The sequence below is a fragment of the Streptomyces mabaensis genome, from assembly GCF_053763515.1.
In genome coordinates, this window is sequence record NZ_JBSOPZ010000023.1 from 103,869 (window position 1) to 121,635 (window position 17,767).

Consider the following 17,767-nt stretch of genomic DNA (forward strand, 5'->3'; position numbering starts at 1 on the left):
CACCAAGCCATCCCCGTCGGCAGCCGGGCCCGGAATCAGCTCTTCCAGGGCCAGTCGGCGTGCCGTCCCGCCTCCAGCAACGGCACGATGCGGAAGGCCGCGTCCGTAAGGCCTCCGAAGGTGTGCCGGCCAGGCGTTCCGGACGGAGCGTGGCCCGCCCGGTAGCCCGCCAGATTCCAGGTGTAGACCGGAATCCGCTCGGGGACGTCGGCCGTCGCCAGGCCGTGGCGGCTGTAGGCCGCCTGCTCGTCCGTGACGATGAGCACCCGGTCGTGCTGCCGGTAGTGCCTGCGCACCGCCTCGGCTGTGTTCGTGCCGCCCAGCTCCCCGAAGCGCTTCAGCACCTTGAGCACGGACTCACCCCTGCCGTACTTGACGCGCGCGCTGCCGGTGCCGAACTCCACCAGGTCCGCGTCGGCAGCCCGCATCGCCACGGCCGTACCGAAGACGGCTGCCGCGTCGGCCCGGTTGAGCTGCGAGCGGTCCGAGAGCGGCGACCACATCGAGCCCGAACGGTCGACCAGGATCAGCGTCCGGCCCGGCAGCGCCGGCACATTCGCCAGCGAGTGGCCGAGCGCCTTCTCCAGCGGGTACGCCCAGCGCAGCGACGGCGCGTGCTGGTAGGCGGCGAGGTAGCGGAAGGGGAACTGGCGCGACTTCGCCACCTCCGCCGGGTCGGAGATCCTCGCGGCCACCTGCGCGGCGACCTCGTCGGAGACCCCCGCCTCGTCGAAGTTCCGCAGGTTCCGGGTCAGAGCCATCGCCCCCATGGACGGAATCACTGCCTCCCACGCCGCGGCGTCCATCGGGCCCTGCAGCCAGCCGGCCAGCGCCTCCCACGTCATGCCCGCCTCGGCGAGACGCCGCGCGCCGTCCGGTGCGGTGACGACCGCCCGCCGCTCCTCGACCGGCAGCGCCATCAGCGCCCGGTGGGCGGTCAGCGTCCGGTCCGAAGCGGGCGGCTCGGCCGTGTCCGGGTGGTACCGGCGGTCGAGCGCGTAGCGGAACAGCTCGCCCTGCCACGGCTTCGCCGGGTCCGGCGAGGCATGGACGAGGTTGAGGATGTCACCGAAGCGGTAGCCCTTGGACGCGGTGTCGTACTTGAGCAGCGACTTGCCGTGGTAAAGCCGCCGGACGGCGTCCGCGATACCGCGCTTGACCGGCTTGGGCACGTTGCGCCCGTACTGCGAGGTCCAGTAGGCGAGCAGCTCACCGGGCTCATCGGCGCGCCGCAGCACGGACGCGACGACCTGACGGTTCGTCGGTCCCGATTCCGCGGACGCGCCCAGGCGGGCCTTGACGTACTCGGCGGCGCCGACGATCGACGCGGTCCGCATGTTCCCGTCGCCGCGCAGCCAGCCGAGCAGCCCCGCGGTCCACTCCGGGTCCTCTACCGCGAGCGTGCGCACGAGCGCCGCGAAACGCTCGTCGCGGGCGCCGCCCGACTCGTAAAAGGTGTCCTGCGAGACGAAATTGGCGACGGCGAGCAGAAAAAGCCCGGATCGGGCGTCCCGGAGGAATCCACGGCCGCCCTGATGGGTGGAGGTGGTGCGCCCGGTCGTCTTCACGGGCGAGGTGGCCTGGGCCTTGGTCGTACGGAGATTGAAGCGCGCCATGTGAATTCCCCCGAATTCGACAGGGGGAGGCGCAGCCGGAAAAGAGGCGTGCCCCGCGATGGGCACCACCGTGCTGAGCCTCCCGAGATCAAAGGTGGCGGCGGCGTGATTTCTTTAGAGGAAGTAGCCGCAGCCTGCGCACCGGGAGGTGCGTGACGTTGTGGTGTCCAGAGATCGAATTCGGCGGAACCGACAAGGTGCTCTGACCAACTGAGCTACACCGGCCCGAAGCCGGTGACGGGACTCGAACCCGCGACCGCCCCATTATGAGTGGAAGTAGGTCCTGCCTTCGCACCTGGACGTGGATCACTCTAGGAGAGCAACTGTTCGGTGCGCCAAGGGTTTTTACGGCCAAGGCCGTCGCCCGTGACGGCGCCCTCTTCCCTCACCGTCAGTAGGAGAGGTAGAGCGCGATGGCAGTCACCGGAATCGCGATGTCGGAGTACAGGATGAAACCGGCGTTTCCCGGCGAGATGTTGCGCGATGCGATGAGCTCGCGGACGTGGCCGACCGCCGCCCCGAGCAGGAACACGCTCGATGCGATGATGACAGCAAGCCAGAATCCTCGTTCCTGGCCGCCTGCCATGACACCCGGGACCCCGAAGCAGAAGTTGGCGCAGCCGACTTCCCACTGCCACGGCGTCCGGGCGGGCCACCCGATCGAGTCTGCCACGGTGTTGGCCAGGAGAAGATGGCCTGTTCCCGTGACGATGCCGTTCACCCCGATCAGGTAGGTAATGAAGTTGAGAAGCAGGGATCGATGTGAATAGCCGTGACCTGCCAGTTGCACCGCCTCGGCGACGAGGAAGCAGGCGAGGCCGACGAAGTGCACGCATGAGGGCAGCCATCTGGCCCAGGACGTGTTCTTCTGCGTCACGTATTGGGTTCCTGTTCCCTAGGTCTGTCGTCAATGCGATCTTGGTTCGTGGAGCACGAGCCTCCCCCGACGGTACGAAAGCAAAGCGCCTTGAAGCCTCATCTGCTACCGCAGACTCGCCAAATGAAGCCGGTCCACAGGTGACGTTGGTAGCCCGAACAGCCTGCCCATCAGGTGGCGGACTCCTGCGTTATCGCAGCAAGGACCGCCCTGGCGAGGTTCGGCTCGGTGTGGGCCGTGCTCTCTGTCGGCCACAACCGCGCGGACCACGTGATCGGGCAGACCGATCGCCAGGCCGCGGGGAAGGCGGCGCCGTCGGCGGCCGAGATCGCCGGTGGTGTCAGTCCGCGGGGGGCTGGGGTGCGTGCCTGCGACACGTGGCTTCTATCTGGTTAGTGGCGGATCGAGCTATCGGTCAGCGAGTGTCGTCCCTGATGAGAACCGCTGCGATCGGTCGGACCGCCGCGCGACAGTGCCGCCGGCCGGGCCGCCGGGCTGGCGATGGTTTTCAAGCTGGTCGAGTCCGCCCAGGCCCGCTGGCGGGCTGTGAACGCACCCCACCTCGTCGCTCTGGTCCGTGCCGGGGCCCGCTTCGAACGCGGCCACCTCGTCGAACGCCCCGAGACCCTCGCGGCGTGAGCAGCCTCAGCCGATCCGCAGAAGCCGGGAGGATCTCAGGCATTCGTGCGCCGTATGTGCAGGTGGCCATCGCGGGGGAAGGAGGGCGGCGCCGCGGGCAGGATGCTGTCGAAGTTGTACCGGCTCTTCTGCGCAACCCGGCACGATGCCAGGTTGTCTACCTGGTGCAGGAGTTCGAGACGCTCCAGCCCGTCGGCTTCGAAGGTGTCGAAGGCCCAGCTGGTGAGTGCCTCCAGAGCGCGGGGGGCCACTCCCCGCCCCCGCGCGTGCGCCGCGGTCCAGTAGCCCACCTCGGCCGCCGGTTTGCCGGAGATGACTTCCTTGAGGACCACGTTGCCCACCAACTGTTCGCGAACTGAACCGGGTTGTGCCTCAAGGACGGCGAAGCCGAACCGGTCCCCCGCTGCCCAGCCCCGCTGCTGGGCCTGCACCCACCGTGCCCCGTCAGCATCGTTGTCCACGACAGAGCTCGCCCACTGGCGCAATGCGGGATCCCGGCTCACCTCGACCAATGCGGCAACGTCCTCCATGCGCCAGGGGCGAAGAACGAGAGCGGGAGAGGCCCGCGTCGCGGCAACCTGAAGTACGGCGGGGGCATTCATAAACCGATCATGTGCGGCGGCATTTTCACCCGACGCCAGCCGTGTCCTGCCCATGCCGCCTTGCGACCGCCCCGTCATTGCTGTGTCCGGACGCGTAGAGCCTGGACGGACCAGTCGAACACTGGAGCCAGACTCTCCGGGGCCGGCCACCCGTTGACCACTGCGAGCAGCTGGAGGTATCGCTCCCTGCGAGGGTCGTTCACGCTCTCCAGCCGAGTCGCCAGCCGGCGGCGAAGCTCGACGTCGTCGGGGCGGCCGAGGAGGTGCGCGTAGTGCGCCGTGAACGCCGCGACGATCGGATCGGCCTGGGGCGAGGCCGGGTCGAGGCCGGCGGTCAAGGCCGGGCCGGCCTGGTCACGGACGGCTGCGGCAATGTCGCGGCGCGGGCCCATCGTGTCGCTTCGGGCCTGCTCGGCTGCCTGGTCCTCGGCCATCCGCCGCACGACGGCGCGGAAATCCGGGTCCAGGGACATTTCGGCCAACTCCACCCACGCCTGGACCTGCTCCGCCTCCGGGTTGTCGGGCAGCTCGGGGGTCATCGAGCGCATGACCCCCGCGAATGCGGGGGCGGCGTCAAGACCGCCGAAGACGGCGTCGAGGAAATCGCCGATCAGACGTCGGCGTTCGTCCTCGGAGAGCTGGGCCAGCCGGTGCATGAATTCCGTCTCCTCAGGTGTGGACCCGCGCTCGGCCACCGCCGTCAGCACCGCGCGCCGCAGGCCCAGGACGCGGATCTGCACTGCCAGTGCTTCGGCATGCGCCGCGGCGACCTCGGGAAGCGAGAGCTCGCGGTCCAGGACCTTGCGGATCGTGGGAAGGTCCAGTCCCAGCTCGCGCAGGGTCCGCACAAGGTCCAGGCGTGCGACGGCGTCGATGTTGTAGAGGCGGTAGCCGGCCGGGCTGCGGTTCGTCGGCGCCACGATTCCGCGATCGGAGTAGAACCGAATGGTCTTGACCGTGAGACCGGTCCGCCGAGCGAGCTCGCCGATCGAGTAGAGCGTGTCGCCGTCCATGCCCCCACCTTTGTGTCTCCCCCTACTGGAGACTCAAGTCCCTTCGCCTGCCAGCAGCCAACCACTCCTCATCCACAAGTCTTGACAATTCCTCAGAGGAAGAGGATCGCCACCCGCGCCACCCCGTAGCCGTAGCGGCCGAGCGGGCTGGTCGTGCCCTGGCTGACCACCTCTCAGTTCCCTTCCACTTCGCCAGCCCGGACACCCCTCGCGTCGGGCTCGGTCGGTACCGGTGGGCTCCCAGGTTGTTCAGGCAATCGATCAGTACGCGGCCGAACGCGCGAGGTGTGCTGAGGCGACGCTCAGCGACGGAGAACAGCTCCGTCACACCGTCTCGGCACTGATGACGATGTCAACGGCGCGAGCCCATCCCCGCGCGTCGTCGACCGACACCCGGACCCGCCGACGGCCCGGACTGCCGAGCAGGGAAGTGGTGAACCGGCTCGTTCGTAGAGCATGCCCAGCACCGCCACCGGAGCGTTGCCCACAGCGACCTGGTGCTTGAAGAACTCCCGCACCCCGGCCAGGACCGTGTTCACCCGGCGGGGCCCTCGAACCGGCTGTTGCCCCGGGCCAGGGACCACCGGATCCCCGTCCAGCCGGGCGTGCCGCAGCCAGAACATGAACGACCCGAGGCGACCCGCACACTCCCGCCAGTCGAGACCCGACCGGGCACACCAGGTCAGGAACAGCTTCATCGCGCCCGCGTACGTCGCGGTCGTCGACTCGGCCTGGTCCCGGCCGAACCGCACATGCCGCAGGAACTCATCCACCTCGGCAATCGGCGCGAGTTCGTCTTCGTCCAGCACCGGTCACCCGACGGCATCCGCACCACGAACGGCCGCAACTGCACCTTCCTGTTCTCCATAACGGGTGCATCTCAGCAACACCTGCGACGTCCACGACACCGGTTCAGGAACTGTCGGCCACAGGTTCACCGCCCAGGGTGACGCGACAGTGCACGACGCCCCCTGAAACCCAAGGGAACGTCGCCCAGTACCACCTGGTGATGGCCGTGATGCTGACGATGGTCTGGGCCGTTCTGCCGCTCCAGATGCCCTGGTCCGGCCTGGTGGCGGGCCTTGTCGTGTCGGCCGTGACCCACGCACCTGTTTTCGAAGCCTTGGCAGGTCTAAGCTCGGCGGATGACCTTGGAATGGGAACAGGTAGTTGTTCACTCGGTAGATCCGGTGGCCTTGGGGCAGTGGTGGGCTACGGCTCTTGGTTGGGTTGTGGTCCACTCCTCTGATGAGGAGTTCGAGATCCGCCCGGAGCCGGATCGCCTGCCGGGGTTGGACTTCGTCCGGCTTGACGAGAGCAAGAAGGCCAAGAGCCGACTGCATCTCGACTTCAGGCCTGATGACCAGGACGCCGAGGTGGCTCGTCTGGTGGCTCATGGCGCACAGCGTGTTGATATTGGCCAGGGTGATCAATCGTGGGTTGTATTGGCAGACCCCGAAGGTAACGAGTTCTGTGTCCTTGGCCAGCGGCGTCAGTAAGATCTCCTAACCGTTGTCCCCCTGCCCGTTGTTGCGAGCCGGGGCGGCGTGCGTACCGGCGAACGTACTCCGCTCACGGCGGAGACGTTCCAGCTCGTCGTCCTCGGCCGCGATCACCGGCAGCAGTAGTCGATGCCGCTCCTTGAGCAGGGTGAACTCGGTGTTGGTGCGGGCGAGTTTGCTGGGTGGCCGGGTCCGGTAGAGGGCCGCGCGGGAGATCCCGGTCTCGAGGGCGTCTGGCTGAGTGCCATGTCATCCGGCCTTTCCGGCTGCCTTGTCGATCTCTTCGAGGGCGCGCATCAAGCGCTCGTGCTCAGCCTGTAGCCGCTTCTTCTCCCCCGCGGGGACACGGGCGCTGGCCAGCAGGACCGGCGCCGTTGTCGGCCGCGGGCTTCCAGACGGGCCGGTGGATGAGGTGGTGGGTGGCCTGCGGGCAGCGGGCGCTGTCGCAGAGCCCGCTCAGCGGGCCTGCTGCGGCCTTCGCGCCGGCGAGCTTGCGACACAGCGCCTTCGCCGGGTCCTCGAACCAACAGTAGTTCGCGCGCCTATCGCTTGGAGCGGGCCTTGAAGGCCGCCTTGCGGGCCTCCTTCGCCGCCTTCCTGTCCGGGTGCAGCCGGCCCATCGCCTCCAGGACGTCCGCCGTCGCCGGGTGGTCCACCCGCCAGGCCGCGTCGAAGAAGCCGCTGTGCTGCCCGACCAGGCCTTCGACCAGGCCCTGCAGCTCAGCCGAGTCGCCCTCGGCGCCGAGCTGCGCCGCGATCGTGTCGATCGTCAGCCAGAAGACCATGGCCTCCGGCGGCGCCGGTACGTCCGCCGCGCCCCGCTCGGTCAGCCAGACCCGGGCCAGTCCGCCCAGCTCCGCGTCGTCGAGGACCTCGCGCAGCGCGGGCTCGGCCGCCGGTCCGGCCAGGGAGAGTGCCTGCTGGCAGCGGAGCCGGCGCAGCGGCGCGCCCCGGTCCGTACCACGCGCGGCGGCCAGCAACTCACGTGCCGATCCGGGTACTTCCCGGCGGGCGAGCCACTGCTCGATCTCGGCCTGGGCGGAGGTCTCCGGGAACCGGGCGACGGAGTCGAGGAGAACATCGGCGCCCTTGTCCACCAGGTCGCCCACGGCGGGCGCCTCGAAGCCCGCGTCGAGCATGCGTGCCCGGATGCCGAACAGACCGAGCGGGGTCAGCCGGACCATCCCGTACCGGGCGACGTCGTCCTCGTCGACGGGTTCGGCGTAGTCCTCGTCCGCCTCGGTCATCAACTCCTCGTCGACGGGGCGGTACTCGACGAGCCCGATCGGTTCCAGCAGCCGGAACTGGTCGTCGAGCCGCATCATCGCGTCCGAGACCTGCTCCAGGACGTCGTCGGTGGGCTCGCCCATGTCGTCGGGGATGATCATCGACGCGGCGAGGACGGGCAGCGGTACGGGCCCTTCCCCCGATCCGCCCTCGGTGACGGTCAGCAGATAGAGGTTGCCGAGCACCCCGTCCAGGAAGTCGGCCTCTCCCTGCGGGTCCCAGTTGAGTGTGCTGAAGTCGACCTCACCGCCGTCCTCCATCGCGTCGACGAGGTCGTCGAGCGGGGGGACGGTCGCGTCGGCGAGTACGGCGTCCAGTCCGGTGAGCCACAGGTCGAGGATGTCCTGCGGGCTGCCGGCGGTGACCAGAGCCAGGTCCTCGCCCGTCGTGACGGAGCCCGCCGTGACGAAGCCGTCCACGCCGTCGCCCTCGCCGTGACCGTTCTCGGCGTGACCGCCCCCGGCTGCACCGTCCCCGCCGTCACCGACCTCCACGAGCCCGGTGTCCACCGCCAGGCGCCACGCCTCGCTCGCGTACGCCCGGCCGTCCTCGTCCGCGCCGAGCCCGATCTCCTCGGCGGCGGCCTGCAGTTGCTCCTCGACGAGTTCGCCACCCGCTCCGACCCGCGTGCCGGGACCCGCCCAGCGCGCGAGCCGCACCGCACGGGCCAGCAGCGGCGTGGCGAGCGCGTCGCGCGCGAGTTCCGCGTCGGAGTGCAGCCGCACCGGCGGCAGGATCGGGTGCTCTGCGGACATCTGCTGGTTCTCCTCGGGCGGTGAGACGGTGAGACGGGTGATGGGTGACGGGCAAGGACGGCCGGTTGGCAGGTACGGATCGGCCGGCGCCCCAGCCTAGACGCATTTCGCCCCATCTCATCGGGTTCATGTACCCGTCAGATTCCGTATGCCTGCGAAGCCTTGACAACTCCCCTGGACACACAAGAGATTGACGCGCGTAGACCTCTCACTCCGTCCCTCACTGACCACCCGGAGTCCACACATGTCAGCCCGTTCAGCCGTTCCGAGATCTGCCGCCGTCGCGGCCGTCGTGGCCACCGCACTGGCCACCGGTCTGCTCGCCGGTTCCTCCTCCGCGTCCGCCGCCGAGATACGGATCCACGACATCCAGGGCACCACCCGGATATCCCCGCTGGCCGGGCAGCAGGTCACCGATGTCCAGGGCATCGTCACCGGTGTGCGTACCTACGGCTCCCGGGGCTTCTGGTTCCAGGACCCGCAGGCCGACGACAACGCCGCCACCAGCGAGGGCGTCTTCGTCTTCACCGGCTCCGCGCCGGCCGTCGCCGTGGGCGACGCGGTCAAGGTCTCCGGCCTGGTCGGCGAGTTCGTCCCCGGCGGCCTCAACTCCGGCAACCAGTCGGTCACCCAGATCTCCAAGCCCACCGTGACCGTGGTCTCCTCGGGCAACGCGCTGCCCGCGCCGGTCACCATCTCGGCGAAGTCCGTGCCCGCCGCGTACGCCCCGGAGGGCGACCCGGCGGCCCAGGGCAGCATCAACGCGCTGCCGCTCAGCCCCCGTACGTACGCCCTGGACTACTACGAGTCGCTGGAGGGCAGCAACGTCCGCATCGGCACCTCGCGTGTCGTCGGTGCGTCCACCTCGTTCGCCGAGCTGTGGGTGACCGTCAAGCCGCGCGAGCACGCCAGCCGGCGCGGCGCCACGGTCTACGGCTCGTACACCTCCCAGAACACGGGCCGGCTGAAGATCCAGCAGCTCGCGCCGGTCGCGCAGCAGCCCTTCCCCAAGGCGAACGTCGGGGACGTCCTGACCGGGGAGACCGAAGGCCCGCTGGACTTCAACCAGTTCGGCGGCTACACGCTGACCGCGCGCACGCTCGGCACGGTCACCGACGAGGGGCTGGAGCGCGAGTCCACCCGCCCGCAGCGGCGCGGCGAGCTGGCCGTGGCCACGTACAACGTCGAGAACCTCGACCCGGGCGACCCGCAGGAGAAGTTCGACGCGCTCGCGGGCGCGGTGGTCGAGAACCTCGCCTCGCCGGACATCGTCGCGCTGGAGGAGATCCAGGACAACAACGGCGCGAAGAACGACGGCACGGTCGCCGCCGATCAGACGCTGAAGAAGTTCACGGACGCAATCGTCGCGGCCGGCGGCCCCGCGTACGAGTGGCGCACCGTCGACCCGGAGAACAACAAGGACGGCGGCGAGCCGGGCGGCAACATCCGCCAGGTCTTCCTGTTCAACCCCGAGCGGGTCTCGTTCACCGACCGCGCGGGCGGCACCGCGACGACGGCGACGGGTGTCGTGCGGGAGGGCCGGCACGCGGCCCTGACGCTCTCCCCCGGCCGGATCGACCCGGCGGACGCGGCGTGGGAGAACAGCCGCAAGCCGCTGGCGGGCGAGTTCACCTTCCGCGGTCGCACCGTCTTCGTGATCGCCAACCACTTCGGCTCGAAGGGCGGCGACGAGGCCCTGACCTCGCACCACCAGCCGCCGGTACGCTCCTCGGAGGCCAAGCGCCTGCTCCAGGCGCAGGCCGTCAACGGCTTCGTCAAGGAGATCCTGAAGGCCCAGCGCAACGCGGACGTCCTGGTGGTCGGTGACATCAACGACTTCGAGTTCTCGGCGACCACGAAGGCGCTGACGGACGGCGGCGTGCTCTGCCCGGCGATCAAGTCGCTGCCGCGCTCGGAGCGTTACTCGTACGTCTTCCAGGGCAACGCCCAGGTGCTGGACCAGATCCTGACGAGCCCGTCGATCGACGACTTCAGCTACGACAGCGTGCACGTCAACGCCGAGTTCGCGGACCAGAACAGCGACCACGACCCGCAGATCGTGCGTTTCCGCCCGTAGCGCGGGCGGGTTAACGACCCCGGGGTCCGGCCGCCGTCCCGGCCGGGCCCCGGCTCTTCCCTCACGCAGGGGTGAGCCGCAGCGCGGGCGTGTACCTGGTCACCCCGCCCCCGGTCACGCCCGGGTAGTTCTGCACCCGCTGCCACTGTGGGGTGGCGGCCCCGATGCCGTCGCCGGGGGCGGCGAGGGCCTCGATGTGCGCCTGCTCGCTCTCCCATTCCGCGTAGTTGAGCACCCGGGTGCCGTCCGTACTCACATGGAAGTGCCCGGAGATCCCGCCCGGATGCGGGTGCGGATCGGTCCCCAGCGCCTCGAAGACGGCGTCGATCCAGGCGCGTTGCCGCCCCGGATCGGGCCCGTCGAACTCGACATCGACGATCACGACGGTCTCGGGTACGCGGGTGTCGCCGGGGCGCGCGGCGGTGCTGCGGTACAGCTCGTACTCCCCCAGTCGCACCCGCTCGATCCCGGGCACCGCGGCGTCGATCTCCTGGACGCGTTCGTCCCGGTGCAGCCGGGTGAACTCGGCGAACGCCGCCGGACTCGTCCACTGCGAGTAGTGCAGCAGCGTGTCTCCGTCGTTGCCGGTGTAGACGCTGTACGAGAGCAGATCCGCACTCGGCCACGGCCGGCTCTCCCAGGCCTTGGCGATGGCATCGACGGCGGCCCGCTGCCGCTCGGGAGTCCCGACGCTCCAAATGCTGGACATGACGGTCCCGACACCCGGACGGCCGAGGTCGGGCAGGGCGTTGAAGGCCACCTGTGCGGTCATGGCGGATCTCCTCGGTCGTGGCGGTGTCAGGGGTGTGTGCCGAGATCCATCCTGAAACATCAACCAATCTTGAGGTCAAGGCCCATCCGGGTGACCGGGAGCCCCTGCCCCGCCCAGCCATCTCGTAGCGTGGCTTCGGCGTTTCCTGAAGAAGATTTAAGTGGATCTGTATGCTCGGCGGGGACAGACTGCGGGGCATGCCCTCACCCTCACCGCACGCACACCCGCACCCCTTCGGCCGCGCGCTGTGCGCGATGGTCACTCCCTTCACCGACGACGGCGCCCTCGACCACGACGGTGCGCAGCAGCTGGCCGCCCATCTGGTCGACGGCGGCTGCGACGGTCTGGTGCTGAGCGGCACCACCGGTGAGTCCCCCACGACCACCGACCGTGAGAAGACGGACCTGATCCGCGCCGTGACGGAGGCGGTCGGCGGCCGCGCGTGCGTCCTGGCCGGCGTGGGCAGCGCGGACACCGGTCACACCGTCGAACTGGCGCGGGCCGCGGAACAGGCGGGCGCCGACGGGCTGCTGGTGGTCACGCCGTACTACAGCCGGCCGCCGCAGGACGCCGTCGAGGCGCACTTCCGCCGCGTCGCGGACTCCGTCGGCGTCCCGCTGATGCTGTACGACATCCCCGGCCGCACCGGCACCCGGATCGAGCCGGACACGATGCTGCGGCTGGCCGGGCACCCGCGGATCACCGCGGTCAAGGACTGCGCGTACGACCTGCTGGGCAGTACGAAGGTCATCTCCCGCACCGGACTGGCGTACTACTCGGGCTGCGAGGAGCTGAACCTCCCGCTGTACGCGGTGGGCGGGGCGGGTTTCGTCTCCACCGTGGCCAATGTGGCGGCGCGGCGGCTGCGGGCGGTGCTGGACGCGTACGACGCGGGCCGGACCGCCGAGGCGGCCCGGCTCAACCAGCTCACGCTTCCGCTGACCGAGCTGATGATGGCCGCCGGGCTGCCCGGCACGGTGACCGCGAAGGCGCTCCTCGGTGCGCTCGGCCTGCCCGCCGGTCCGGTCCGCGAACCGCTGCGGCCCGCCGGCCGTGAGACGACCGACGGGCTGCTGGAGGCGTACGCGGCGCTTGCCTAGAGAGACAAGGCCTTAGTTGTGGCTGTGCAGGATCTCGTTGAGGCCGCCCCAGACCGCGTTGTTCGGGCGGGCCTCGACGGCGCCGGTGACCGAGTTGCGGCGGAAGAGGATGTTGCTCGCGCCGGACAGCTCCAGCGCCTTGACGATCTGGCCGTCGGGCATCGTGACGCGGGTGCCCGCGGTCACGTACAGGCCCGCCTCGACGATGCACTCGTCGCCGAGCGCGATGCCGACGCCCGCCTCGGCGCCGACGAGGCAGCGCTCGCCGATCGAGATGATCTGCTTGCCGCCGCCGGAGAGCGTGCCCATGGTGGAGGCGCCGCCGCCGATGTCGGAGCCGTCGCCGATGACGACACCGGCGGAGATCCGGCCCTCGACCATCGACGTGCCGAGGGTGCCGGCGTTGAAGTTGACGAAGCCCTCGTGCATGACCGTGGTGCCCTCGGCGAGATGCGCGCCGAGGCGGACGCGGTCGGCGTCGGCGACACGGACGCCCTTGGGCGCCACGTAGTCCGTCATCCGCGGGAACTTGTCGATCGAGGTGACCTGGAGGTGCAGGCCCTCTGCGCGCGCGTTCAGGCGCACCGTCTCGACCTGGTCCACGGCGACCGGGCCGAGGCTGGTCCACGCCACGTTCGCGAGCAGTCCGAAGACGCCGTCCAGGTTCTGGCCGTGCGGCTTGACCAGGCGGTGGCTCAGCAGGTGCAGGCGCAGGTACGCGTCGTGGGCGTCCAGCGGCTTGGCGTCGAGCGAGGCGATGACCGTACGGACGGCGACGACCTGCACGCCACGGCGGGGGTCGGGGCCGACGGCCTTGCGCGCGGCCTCCCCGAGCAGCTCGACGGCCCGCTCGGCGGTGAGCCGCTCGGTGCCGGAGGGGCCGGGCTCGGCCACGAGCTCGGGCGCGGGGAACCAGGTGTCGAGAACGGTGCCGTCGTCGGCGAGGGTGGCGAGTCCGGCGGCGACGGCGCCGGTGGTACGAGTAGCAGTCGTGTCGGTCATGACCGAAACCTAACCGCCGACGCCCCGCCCAGGCGAACCGGTCTCAACTGCCGAGCGAGGCGTCGCCCTCGGCCGGTCGTGGCCGCCGCCGGCCCGGAGCCGTCCGCTTGCCAGTACGGCCGCTCCTGCTGCCGCGGCCAGGGCCGCGCACAGGGGCCACAGCAGGTCCGGCGCGGCCGCGTAGAGGGCGCCGCCGAGGGGCGGGCCGAGGATCATGCCGCTGACGGAGACGCCCGCGTACAGGCTCTGGAAGCGGCCCAGGGCGTGCTCGGGGGCCTCGTCGGCGACGTACGCGGTGGCGGTGGTCTTGTAGAGGATCTCGCCGAAGGTGAGCAGCACCATCATCGCCACGGCCGTCCCGACGCCGGCGCCGAGCAGCAGCGCGCCGTAGCCGGCGCCGACCAGCAGCAGGCCGGTGCCGATGATGTGCTGGGGTGAGCGCCTGCGCAGGGCGAGGGCTGCGGGGAGTTCCAGGCAGAGGATCACGCCACCGTTGATGGCCAGCAGCAGGCCGTACGCCCGGGTGTCCATGCCGTGGTCGGCGAGAAAGACCGGGAAGGTGGAGTACTGCTGCCGGTAGACCAGGTCGATGACGAAGACCGAGGCCAGCAGGATCAGCACGGCGGGCCGGGCGCGCAGTTCGCGCCAGACGCCGGGGGCGGGCCCGTCGCCCGGGAGCCGCTTGCGGACGGCGCCGCGCGCCGGGACCACCCGGGCCGTCCAGAGCGCGAAAAAGAGCGTGCCCAGCCCGTCGGCAAGGAAGAGCCAGTCGTACGAGAGGTGGGTGGCCACCAGTGCGCCGAGCGGCGGACCGACGGTGAAGCCGCCGTTGGAGGCGCAGCGGACCACGGCGAAGGCCTGGCGGCGGGCGCCCTCGGGGACCGTGACCGCGACGAGGGCGGAGTTGGCGGCCCTGATCACTCCCGCGGCGTACTCGGCCAGCGGGAGAGCGACGTACAGCACCGGCGTGGGCAGCGTCGGCACCACGATGAGCAGGGCGCCCGCGACGGTGGAGGCCATCAGCAGGACCCGGCGGTGGCCGAAGCGGTCGCCGTACCAGCCGCCGGTGAAGTTGCCGGCGACCAGGCCGATGCCGCCGATGCCGGTGAGCACGCCGGCCTGGGCGAGCGGGAGCCCGCGCGGTCCGGTCAGGTACACGAAGACGAAGACGAAGGTGAAGCTGACGACGGCGTTGACGAAGCATCCGCCGGCCAGCAGCCAGACCGCCCGCGGCACGTCCTTGAACCCTTGCATGCGCCCCCGCCCGTGAGTGCGTTCCTTTTGGGAACGGACTATGTCAGCATGGCAGCCTCGGGTCAACGGCCCACCGGCCGGACCGGAGATCGGAGGGGTCATGGCCCAGCGGACGAGCCTCGGCGACGCGAACTGCGCGATCGCGCAGGCGCTCGACGTCGTCGGCGACTGGTGGACCCTGCTGATCGTGCGCGACGCGGCGCGCGGCGTGCACCGCTTCGACGCGCTCCAGCGCGAGTTGGGGATGTCCCGCAAGGTGCTGGCCGAACGGCTGCGGCTGCTGGTCGACGCGGGCGTGCTGACGCGCGAGCCGTACCAGGACCGCCCGGTGCGGTACGAGTACCGGCTCACCCCGCGCGGTCGCGCGCTGGTGCCCGTTCTGGTCGCACTCCAGGACTGGGGAGACACCTGGGTGCTCGGAGAAGGAGAGATGACGGCGACCACCGGCGAGGCCTCCCGGGAGGCCGAACGCGTCCACGCGCTGGCCGGCACCCGGGTGCCGGAGCTCCGGCTGCTGGGCCACGACGGCGAGCTGCGCGACCCGGTCGCCGCGACGCCGTACACGGTCCTGTACTGCTTTCCCGGCGCGTACGCCCGGGGCGAGTCCTACCCCCCGGGCTGGGCGGGGATCCCGGGCGCGCCCGGCTGCACCCTCGAATCCTGCACGTACCGCGACCAGTTGGCGGAGTTCACCGCGGCGGGCGCGACCGTGCACGGCGTGTCCACCCAACGCCCCGACGAACAGCAGGCGTTCGCCGACAAGGAACGGCTGCGCTTCCCACTGCTCTCCGACGCGGAACTCGCCCTGACGGCCGCACTGCGGCTGCCGACGTTCCGCGCGGCGGGGGTGAGCCGGCTCAAGCGGCTGACGCTGGTGATCGACCGGGAGCGGGTGGTACGGGAGGTGCTCTACCCGGTGACGGACATCGAGGCGAGCGTGCGCGCCGCACTGACCGCGGTCGCGCGCTCCGGCGCCGTCAGCCGGTGATCCGGGCGAGCATCTCGCGCGCGTAGTTCTCGTCGTACGCCACGTCCGTCAGCAGGACCTGGAGGCAGATCCCGTCCATCAGCGCGACCAGCGCCCGCGCCGTGACCGGATCCGTGCGGACCGCCAGCGCCTCGGCCACGCCCTCGCACCACTCGGCGGCGACCGGGCGCAGCGCGGGTCTGCGCAGGGCGGCCAGGTACAGCTCGTACTCCAGCTCGATTCCCGTCCGGTCCCCGGAGAGCCACTCCCCCAGCAGCCGCGCGAGCTCCGCGGCGAGATCCGCGTCCGGATCCTCGAACGCCCCGCTCGCGCTCACGGCTTTGGCGAAGCCCTCATTGGCCTGTCGCAGCGCGGCCACCATCAGCTCGTCGAGCGTCCTGAAGTGGTACGTCGTCGAGCCCAGCGGCACATCCGCCTCCGCCGCGGCGGACCGGTGGCTGAGCCCGCCGATGCCGTTGCGGCCGACCACCCGGATCGCCGCGTCGATGATGCGCTGGCGGCGCTCGGGATCGTACCGGCGGGCCATCAGTGCGCGCCGCCCAGATTGAGCAGGACGACTCCGCCGATGACCAACGCGATACCGGCCAGCTTGGCCGCACTCGCCGTCTCACCCAGGAAGATCACCCCGATGGCGGCGACGGCGGCGGTGCCGACGCCCGCCCAGATGGCATAGGCCGTGCCGACCTGCATCGTCTTCAGGGTCTGCGCGAGCAGGGTGAAGGCGAGGAGATATCCGGCGACCGTCCCCAGGGACGGCCACAGCTTGCTGAATCCGTCACTGAACTTCATGGCCGTGGTCCCGGCCACCTCCGCCGCGATCGCCGCGGCCAGCAGCACATAAGGCATGCGTACGAGTGTACACAACGTTGCGTACGCTCGTACGCAACCACATCCCGCCCCGGCACCCCGAAGATCCGCGGCACCGGTTAACGTGTCCCGGTCAAACGGGGGACGAGAAACCACGGAGCGCATTGATGTCGGACAACATGGGGTGGGGCCCGCCCGGGCCGACGCCCGGACAGCCGGCCGGGCAGCCCGGCGGACAACCGGGCGGACCCGCGTGGGGACCGCCGGCCGACGGCGCGCCGTACGCGGGGCAGGGACAGCCGGGCTGGGGGCAGCCGGGCTGGGGCCCGCCGGGTGGCGGCTGGATGCCGCCGCCCCCGCCCAAGCCCGGGGTGGTCCCCCTGCGGCCGCTCACCCTCGGCGATGTGATCGGCGGGGCCTTCTCGGCCATGGGCCGGTACTGGAAGCCGCTGTTCGGCGTCGCGGCCATCGCGTACGGGGCGGCGATCGTCGCGGTACTCGGCGCGCTGCTGATCGCGTATGTCGCGGTCGAGGACAGCCTCCAGGCATGGTTCGACCACCTCGAGTACGACGGTCCGCTGCCGGACGAGGACGGCCTGGCCCTGGTCACCGCCCTCCTCTCGGTGGCGGCGTTCTCCCTGGTACTGATGGTGTTCAGCACCGCCGTGGTCTACTCCGCGACGTCCGCCGTCGTCCAGGACGCGGTGCTCGGCCGCGCCGCGGCCTTCGGCGCGATCTGGCGCCGCGGCTGGGCGAGGATGCCCGCGGTGCTCGGCACCGTACTTCTCATCTCGCTGATCGCCGGCGCCCCGATGCTGGTGGCTTCGGCCGTCATGATCGGGGTGATGGCGGCGTCGGCGGGCGAGGGTGCGGACACGGGCGGCCTGTTCGGCATCTGGGCGCTGCTCATCCTGGCGGCACTGCCGGTGATGACCTGGCTGTGGGTGCGGTTCAGTCTCGCGCCGACCGCGGCCGTCATCGAGTGGCAGGGCCCGGTCGCGGCGCTGCGCCGCTCCGCCGAGCTGGTCCGGGGCACCTGGTGGCGGATCTTCGGCATCTGGCTGGTGATCGTGCTCATGGCCGGAGCGCTCGGCTATGTCATCCAGATGCCCTTCTCGCTCATCGGAACGTTCGCGCTGCTCCCCGACCTGATGACCTTCGGCGAGGACCCCGCCGCCAGCGACTTCTCGGCGATGTACGGCTCCCTCAGCATCTACCTCGCGCTGACCATGGTCGGCGCCGGGATCAGCCAGATCGTCCAGACGATCCTCCCGCAGCTGGGGGTGGGCCTGCTCTACGTGGACCAGCGCATCCGCAAGGAGAGCCTGGACCTCACGCTCGCCGACGCCACGGGCACGCCGTTCGGGCCCCAGCAGCACTGACGCCGGCAGCCGGGCAGACGGCAGAGGGGGGGGGGGGGGGGGGGGGGGGGGGGGGGGGGGGGGGGGGGGGGGGGGGGGGGGGGGGGGGGGGGGG

Annotated in this window: 15 protein-coding genes, 1 tRNA gene and 1 pseudogene; 6 read left to right on the top strand and 11 right to left on the bottom strand. The window is 70.7% G+C overall.

Translation table 11 applies throughout. The annotated features are described in order from the left end of the window. Positions 1 to 35: 35 nt before the first annotated feature. From ACWV17_RS21370 to ACWV17_RS21380, 3 genes are all read right to left on the bottom strand, one after another. Entirely contained in the window at positions 36 to 1,616 is a 1,581-nt protein-coding gene (locus ACWV17_RS21370; protein WP_455361004.1) for a TROVE domain-containing protein, read from the bottom strand. A gap of 232 nt (positions 1,617 to 1,848) precedes the next feature. After that, positions 1,849 to 1,918, bottom strand: a tRNA-Met gene (locus ACWV17_RS21375). A gap of 89 nt (positions 1,919 to 2,007) precedes the next feature. Next, positions 2,008 to 2,493, bottom strand: a complete 486-nt coding sequence (locus ACWV17_RS21380; RefSeq protein ID WP_455355865.1) for a DUF6790 family protein — start codon at positions 2,491 to 2,493, stop codon at positions 2,008 to 2,010. A 483-nt stretch (positions 2,494 to 2,976) separates the two neighbouring features. Here ACWV17_RS21380 and ACWV17_RS21385 point away from each other — a divergent pair. After that, positions 2,977 to 3,132 (top strand): annotated as a pseudogene (locus ACWV17_RS21385) (IS256 family transposase); the annotation flags it as partial. 35 nt (positions 3,133 to 3,167) lie between these two features. Here the strand turns inward: ACWV17_RS21385 and ACWV17_RS21390 are convergent. Next, on the bottom strand, positions 3,168 to 3,734 hold the full coding sequence (locus tag ACWV17_RS21390) for a GNAT family N-acetyltransferase (protein WP_455361005.1): 567 nt from the start codon (positions 3,732 to 3,734) through the stop codon (positions 3,168 to 3,170). A gap of 74 nt (positions 3,735 to 3,808) precedes the next feature. Continuing rightward, the gene (locus ACWV17_RS21395) at positions 3,809 to 4,747 is read right to left on the bottom strand and encodes a MerR family transcriptional regulator (RefSeq protein WP_455361006.1); all 939 of its coding nucleotides are present in this window, start codon (positions 4,745 to 4,747) and stop codon (positions 3,809 to 3,811) included. Between the two features lie 1,145 nt (positions 4,748 to 5,892). Here ACWV17_RS21395 and ACWV17_RS21400 point away from each other — a divergent pair. Then, positions 5,893 to 6,246: a VOC family protein gene (locus ACWV17_RS21400; protein WP_405882685.1), complete on the top strand. Its 354-nt coding sequence runs from the start codon at positions 5,893 to 5,895 to the stop codon at positions 6,244 to 6,246. Between the two features lie 545 nt (positions 6,247 to 6,791). Here ACWV17_RS21400 and ACWV17_RS21405 read toward each other — a convergent pair. Beyond that, positions 6,792 to 8,291 carry a hypothetical protein gene (locus tag ACWV17_RS21405; protein WP_455361007.1) on the bottom strand — a complete coding sequence of 500 codons (1,500 nt, stop codon included), beginning with the start codon at positions 8,289 to 8,291 and terminating at the stop codon, positions 6,792 to 6,794. 244 nt (positions 8,292 to 8,535) lie between these two features. Between ACWV17_RS21405 and ACWV17_RS21410 the strand changes: the two genes are divergently transcribed. Beyond that, entirely contained in the window at positions 8,536 to 10,368 is a 1,833-nt protein-coding gene (locus tag ACWV17_RS21410; protein WP_455361008.1) for an endonuclease/exonuclease/phosphatase family protein, read from the top strand. Between the two features lie 61 nt (positions 10,369 to 10,429). On the opposite strand, the gene ACWV17_RS21415 is transcribed toward ACWV17_RS21410, so the two are convergent. Next, positions 10,430 to 11,140 (bottom strand): antibiotic biosynthesis monooxygenase, encoded by a 711-nt coding sequence (locus tag ACWV17_RS21415; RefSeq protein WP_455361009.1) that lies wholly within the window; start codon positions 11,138 to 11,140, stop codon positions 10,430 to 10,432. 197 nt (positions 11,141 to 11,337) lie between these two features. Between ACWV17_RS21415 and dapA the strand changes: the two genes are divergently transcribed. Then, complete coding sequence (dapA, locus tag ACWV17_RS21420; protein ID WP_455361010.1) at positions 11,338 to 12,240, top strand: 4-hydroxy-tetrahydrodipicolinate synthase; 903 nt, start codon at positions 11,338 to 11,340, stop codon at positions 12,238 to 12,240. Positions 12,241 to 12,252: 12 nt separating this feature from the next. On the opposite strand, the gene dapD is transcribed toward dapA, so the two are convergent. Together dapD and ACWV17_RS21430 are read right to left on the bottom strand one after the other, a co-directional pair. Continuing rightward, the gene (gene dapD / locus ACWV17_RS21425) at positions 12,253 to 13,242 is read right to left on the bottom strand and encodes a 2,3,4,5-tetrahydropyridine-2,6-dicarboxylate N-succinyltransferase (RefSeq protein ID WP_455355871.1); all 990 of its coding nucleotides are present in this window, start codon (positions 13,240 to 13,242) and stop codon (positions 12,253 to 12,255) included. A gap of 9 nt (positions 13,243 to 13,251) precedes the next feature. Further along, positions 13,252 to 14,496 (bottom strand): MFS transporter, encoded by a 1,245-nt coding sequence (locus ACWV17_RS21430; protein WP_455361011.1) that lies wholly within the window; start codon positions 14,494 to 14,496, stop codon positions 13,252 to 13,254. Positions 14,497 to 14,596: 100 nt separating this feature from the next. Here ACWV17_RS21430 and ACWV17_RS21435 point away from each other — a divergent pair, with 100 nt between their 5' ends. Then, positions 14,597 to 15,484: a winged helix-turn-helix transcriptional regulator gene (locus ACWV17_RS21435; RefSeq protein ID WP_455361012.1), complete on the top strand. Its 888-nt coding sequence runs from the start codon at positions 14,597 to 14,599 to the stop codon at positions 15,482 to 15,484. Here the strand turns inward: ACWV17_RS21435 and ACWV17_RS21440 are convergent. Next, positions 15,474 to 16,010 carry a TetR/AcrR family transcriptional regulator gene (locus ACWV17_RS21440; protein ID WP_455361013.1) on the bottom strand — a complete coding sequence of 179 codons (537 nt, stop codon included), beginning with the start codon at positions 16,008 to 16,010 and terminating at the stop codon, positions 15,474 to 15,476. The two genes, ACWV17_RS21435 and ACWV17_RS21440, sit on opposite strands and share 11 nt — an antisense overlap. Next, complete coding sequence (locus tag ACWV17_RS21445) at positions 16,010 to 16,330, bottom strand: DMT family transporter (protein ID WP_455361014.1); 321 nt, start codon at positions 16,328 to 16,330, stop codon at positions 16,010 to 16,012. Before ACWV17_RS21445 ends, ACWV17_RS21440 begins: the two co-directional genes overlap by 1 nt. A 128-nt stretch (positions 16,331 to 16,458) precedes the next feature. Between ACWV17_RS21445 and ACWV17_RS21450 the strand changes: the two genes are divergently transcribed. Continuing rightward, on the top strand, positions 16,459 to 17,673 hold the full coding sequence (locus ACWV17_RS21450; RefSeq protein WP_455361015.1) for a hypothetical protein: 1,215 nt from the start codon (positions 16,459 to 16,461) through the stop codon (positions 17,671 to 17,673). Positions 17,674 to 17,767: the final 94 nt, after the last annotated feature.

What these genes read in the sequence shown, in the direction of transcription:
- ACWV17_RS21370 (WP_455361004.1), bottom strand. Translation starts at nt 1,616, where the DNA reads ATGGCGCGCTTCAATCTCCGTACGACCAAGGCCCAGGCCACCTCGCCC.
- ACWV17_RS21390 (WP_455361005.1), bottom strand. Translation starts at nt 3,734, where the DNA reads ATGAATGCCCCCGCCGTACTTCAGGTTGCCGCGACGCGGGCCTCTCCC.
- ACWV17_RS21395 (WP_455361006.1), bottom strand. Translation starts at nt 4,747, where the DNA reads ATGGACGGCGACACGCTCTACTCGATCGGCGAGCTCGCTCGGCGGACC.
- ACWV17_RS21400 (WP_405882685.1), top strand. Translation starts at nt 5,893, where the DNA reads ATGACCTTGGAATGGGAACAGGTAGTTGTTCACTCGGTAGATCCGGTG.
- ACWV17_RS21405 (WP_455361007.1), bottom strand. Translation starts at nt 8,291, where the DNA reads ATGTCCGCAGAGCACCCGATCCTGCCGCCGGTGCGGCTGCACTCCGAC.
- ACWV17_RS21410 (WP_455361008.1), top strand. Translation starts at nt 8,536, where the DNA reads ATGTCAGCCCGTTCAGCCGTTCCGAGATCTGCCGCCGTCGCGGCCGTC.
- ACWV17_RS21415 (WP_455361009.1), bottom strand. Translation starts at nt 11,140, where the DNA reads ATGACCGCACAGGTGGCCTTCAACGCCCTGCCCGACCTCGGCCGTCCG.
- dapA (WP_455361010.1), top strand. Translation starts at nt 11,338, where the DNA reads ATGCCCTCACCCTCACCGCACGCACACCCGCACCCCTTCGGCCGCGCG.
- dapD (WP_455355871.1), bottom strand. Translation starts at nt 13,242, where the DNA reads ATGACCGACACGACTGCTACTCGTACCACCGGCGCCGTCGCCGCCGGA.
- ACWV17_RS21430 (WP_455361011.1), bottom strand. Translation starts at nt 14,496, where the DNA reads ATGCAAGGGTTCAAGGACGTGCCGCGGGCGGTCTGGCTGCTGGCCGGC.
- ACWV17_RS21435 (WP_455361012.1), top strand. Translation starts at nt 14,597, where the DNA reads ATGGCCCAGCGGACGAGCCTCGGCGACGCGAACTGCGCGATCGCGCAG.
- ACWV17_RS21440 (WP_455361013.1), bottom strand. Translation starts at nt 16,010, where the DNA reads ATGGCCCGCCGGTACGATCCCGAGCGCCGCCAGCGCATCATCGACGCG.
- ACWV17_RS21445 (WP_455361014.1), bottom strand. Translation starts at nt 16,330, where the DNA reads ATGCCTTATGTGCTGCTGGCCGCGGCGATCGCGGCGGAGGTGGCCGGG.
- ACWV17_RS21450 (WP_455361015.1), top strand. Translation starts at nt 16,459, where the DNA reads ATGTCGGACAACATGGGGTGGGGCCCGCCCGGGCCGACGCCCGGACAG.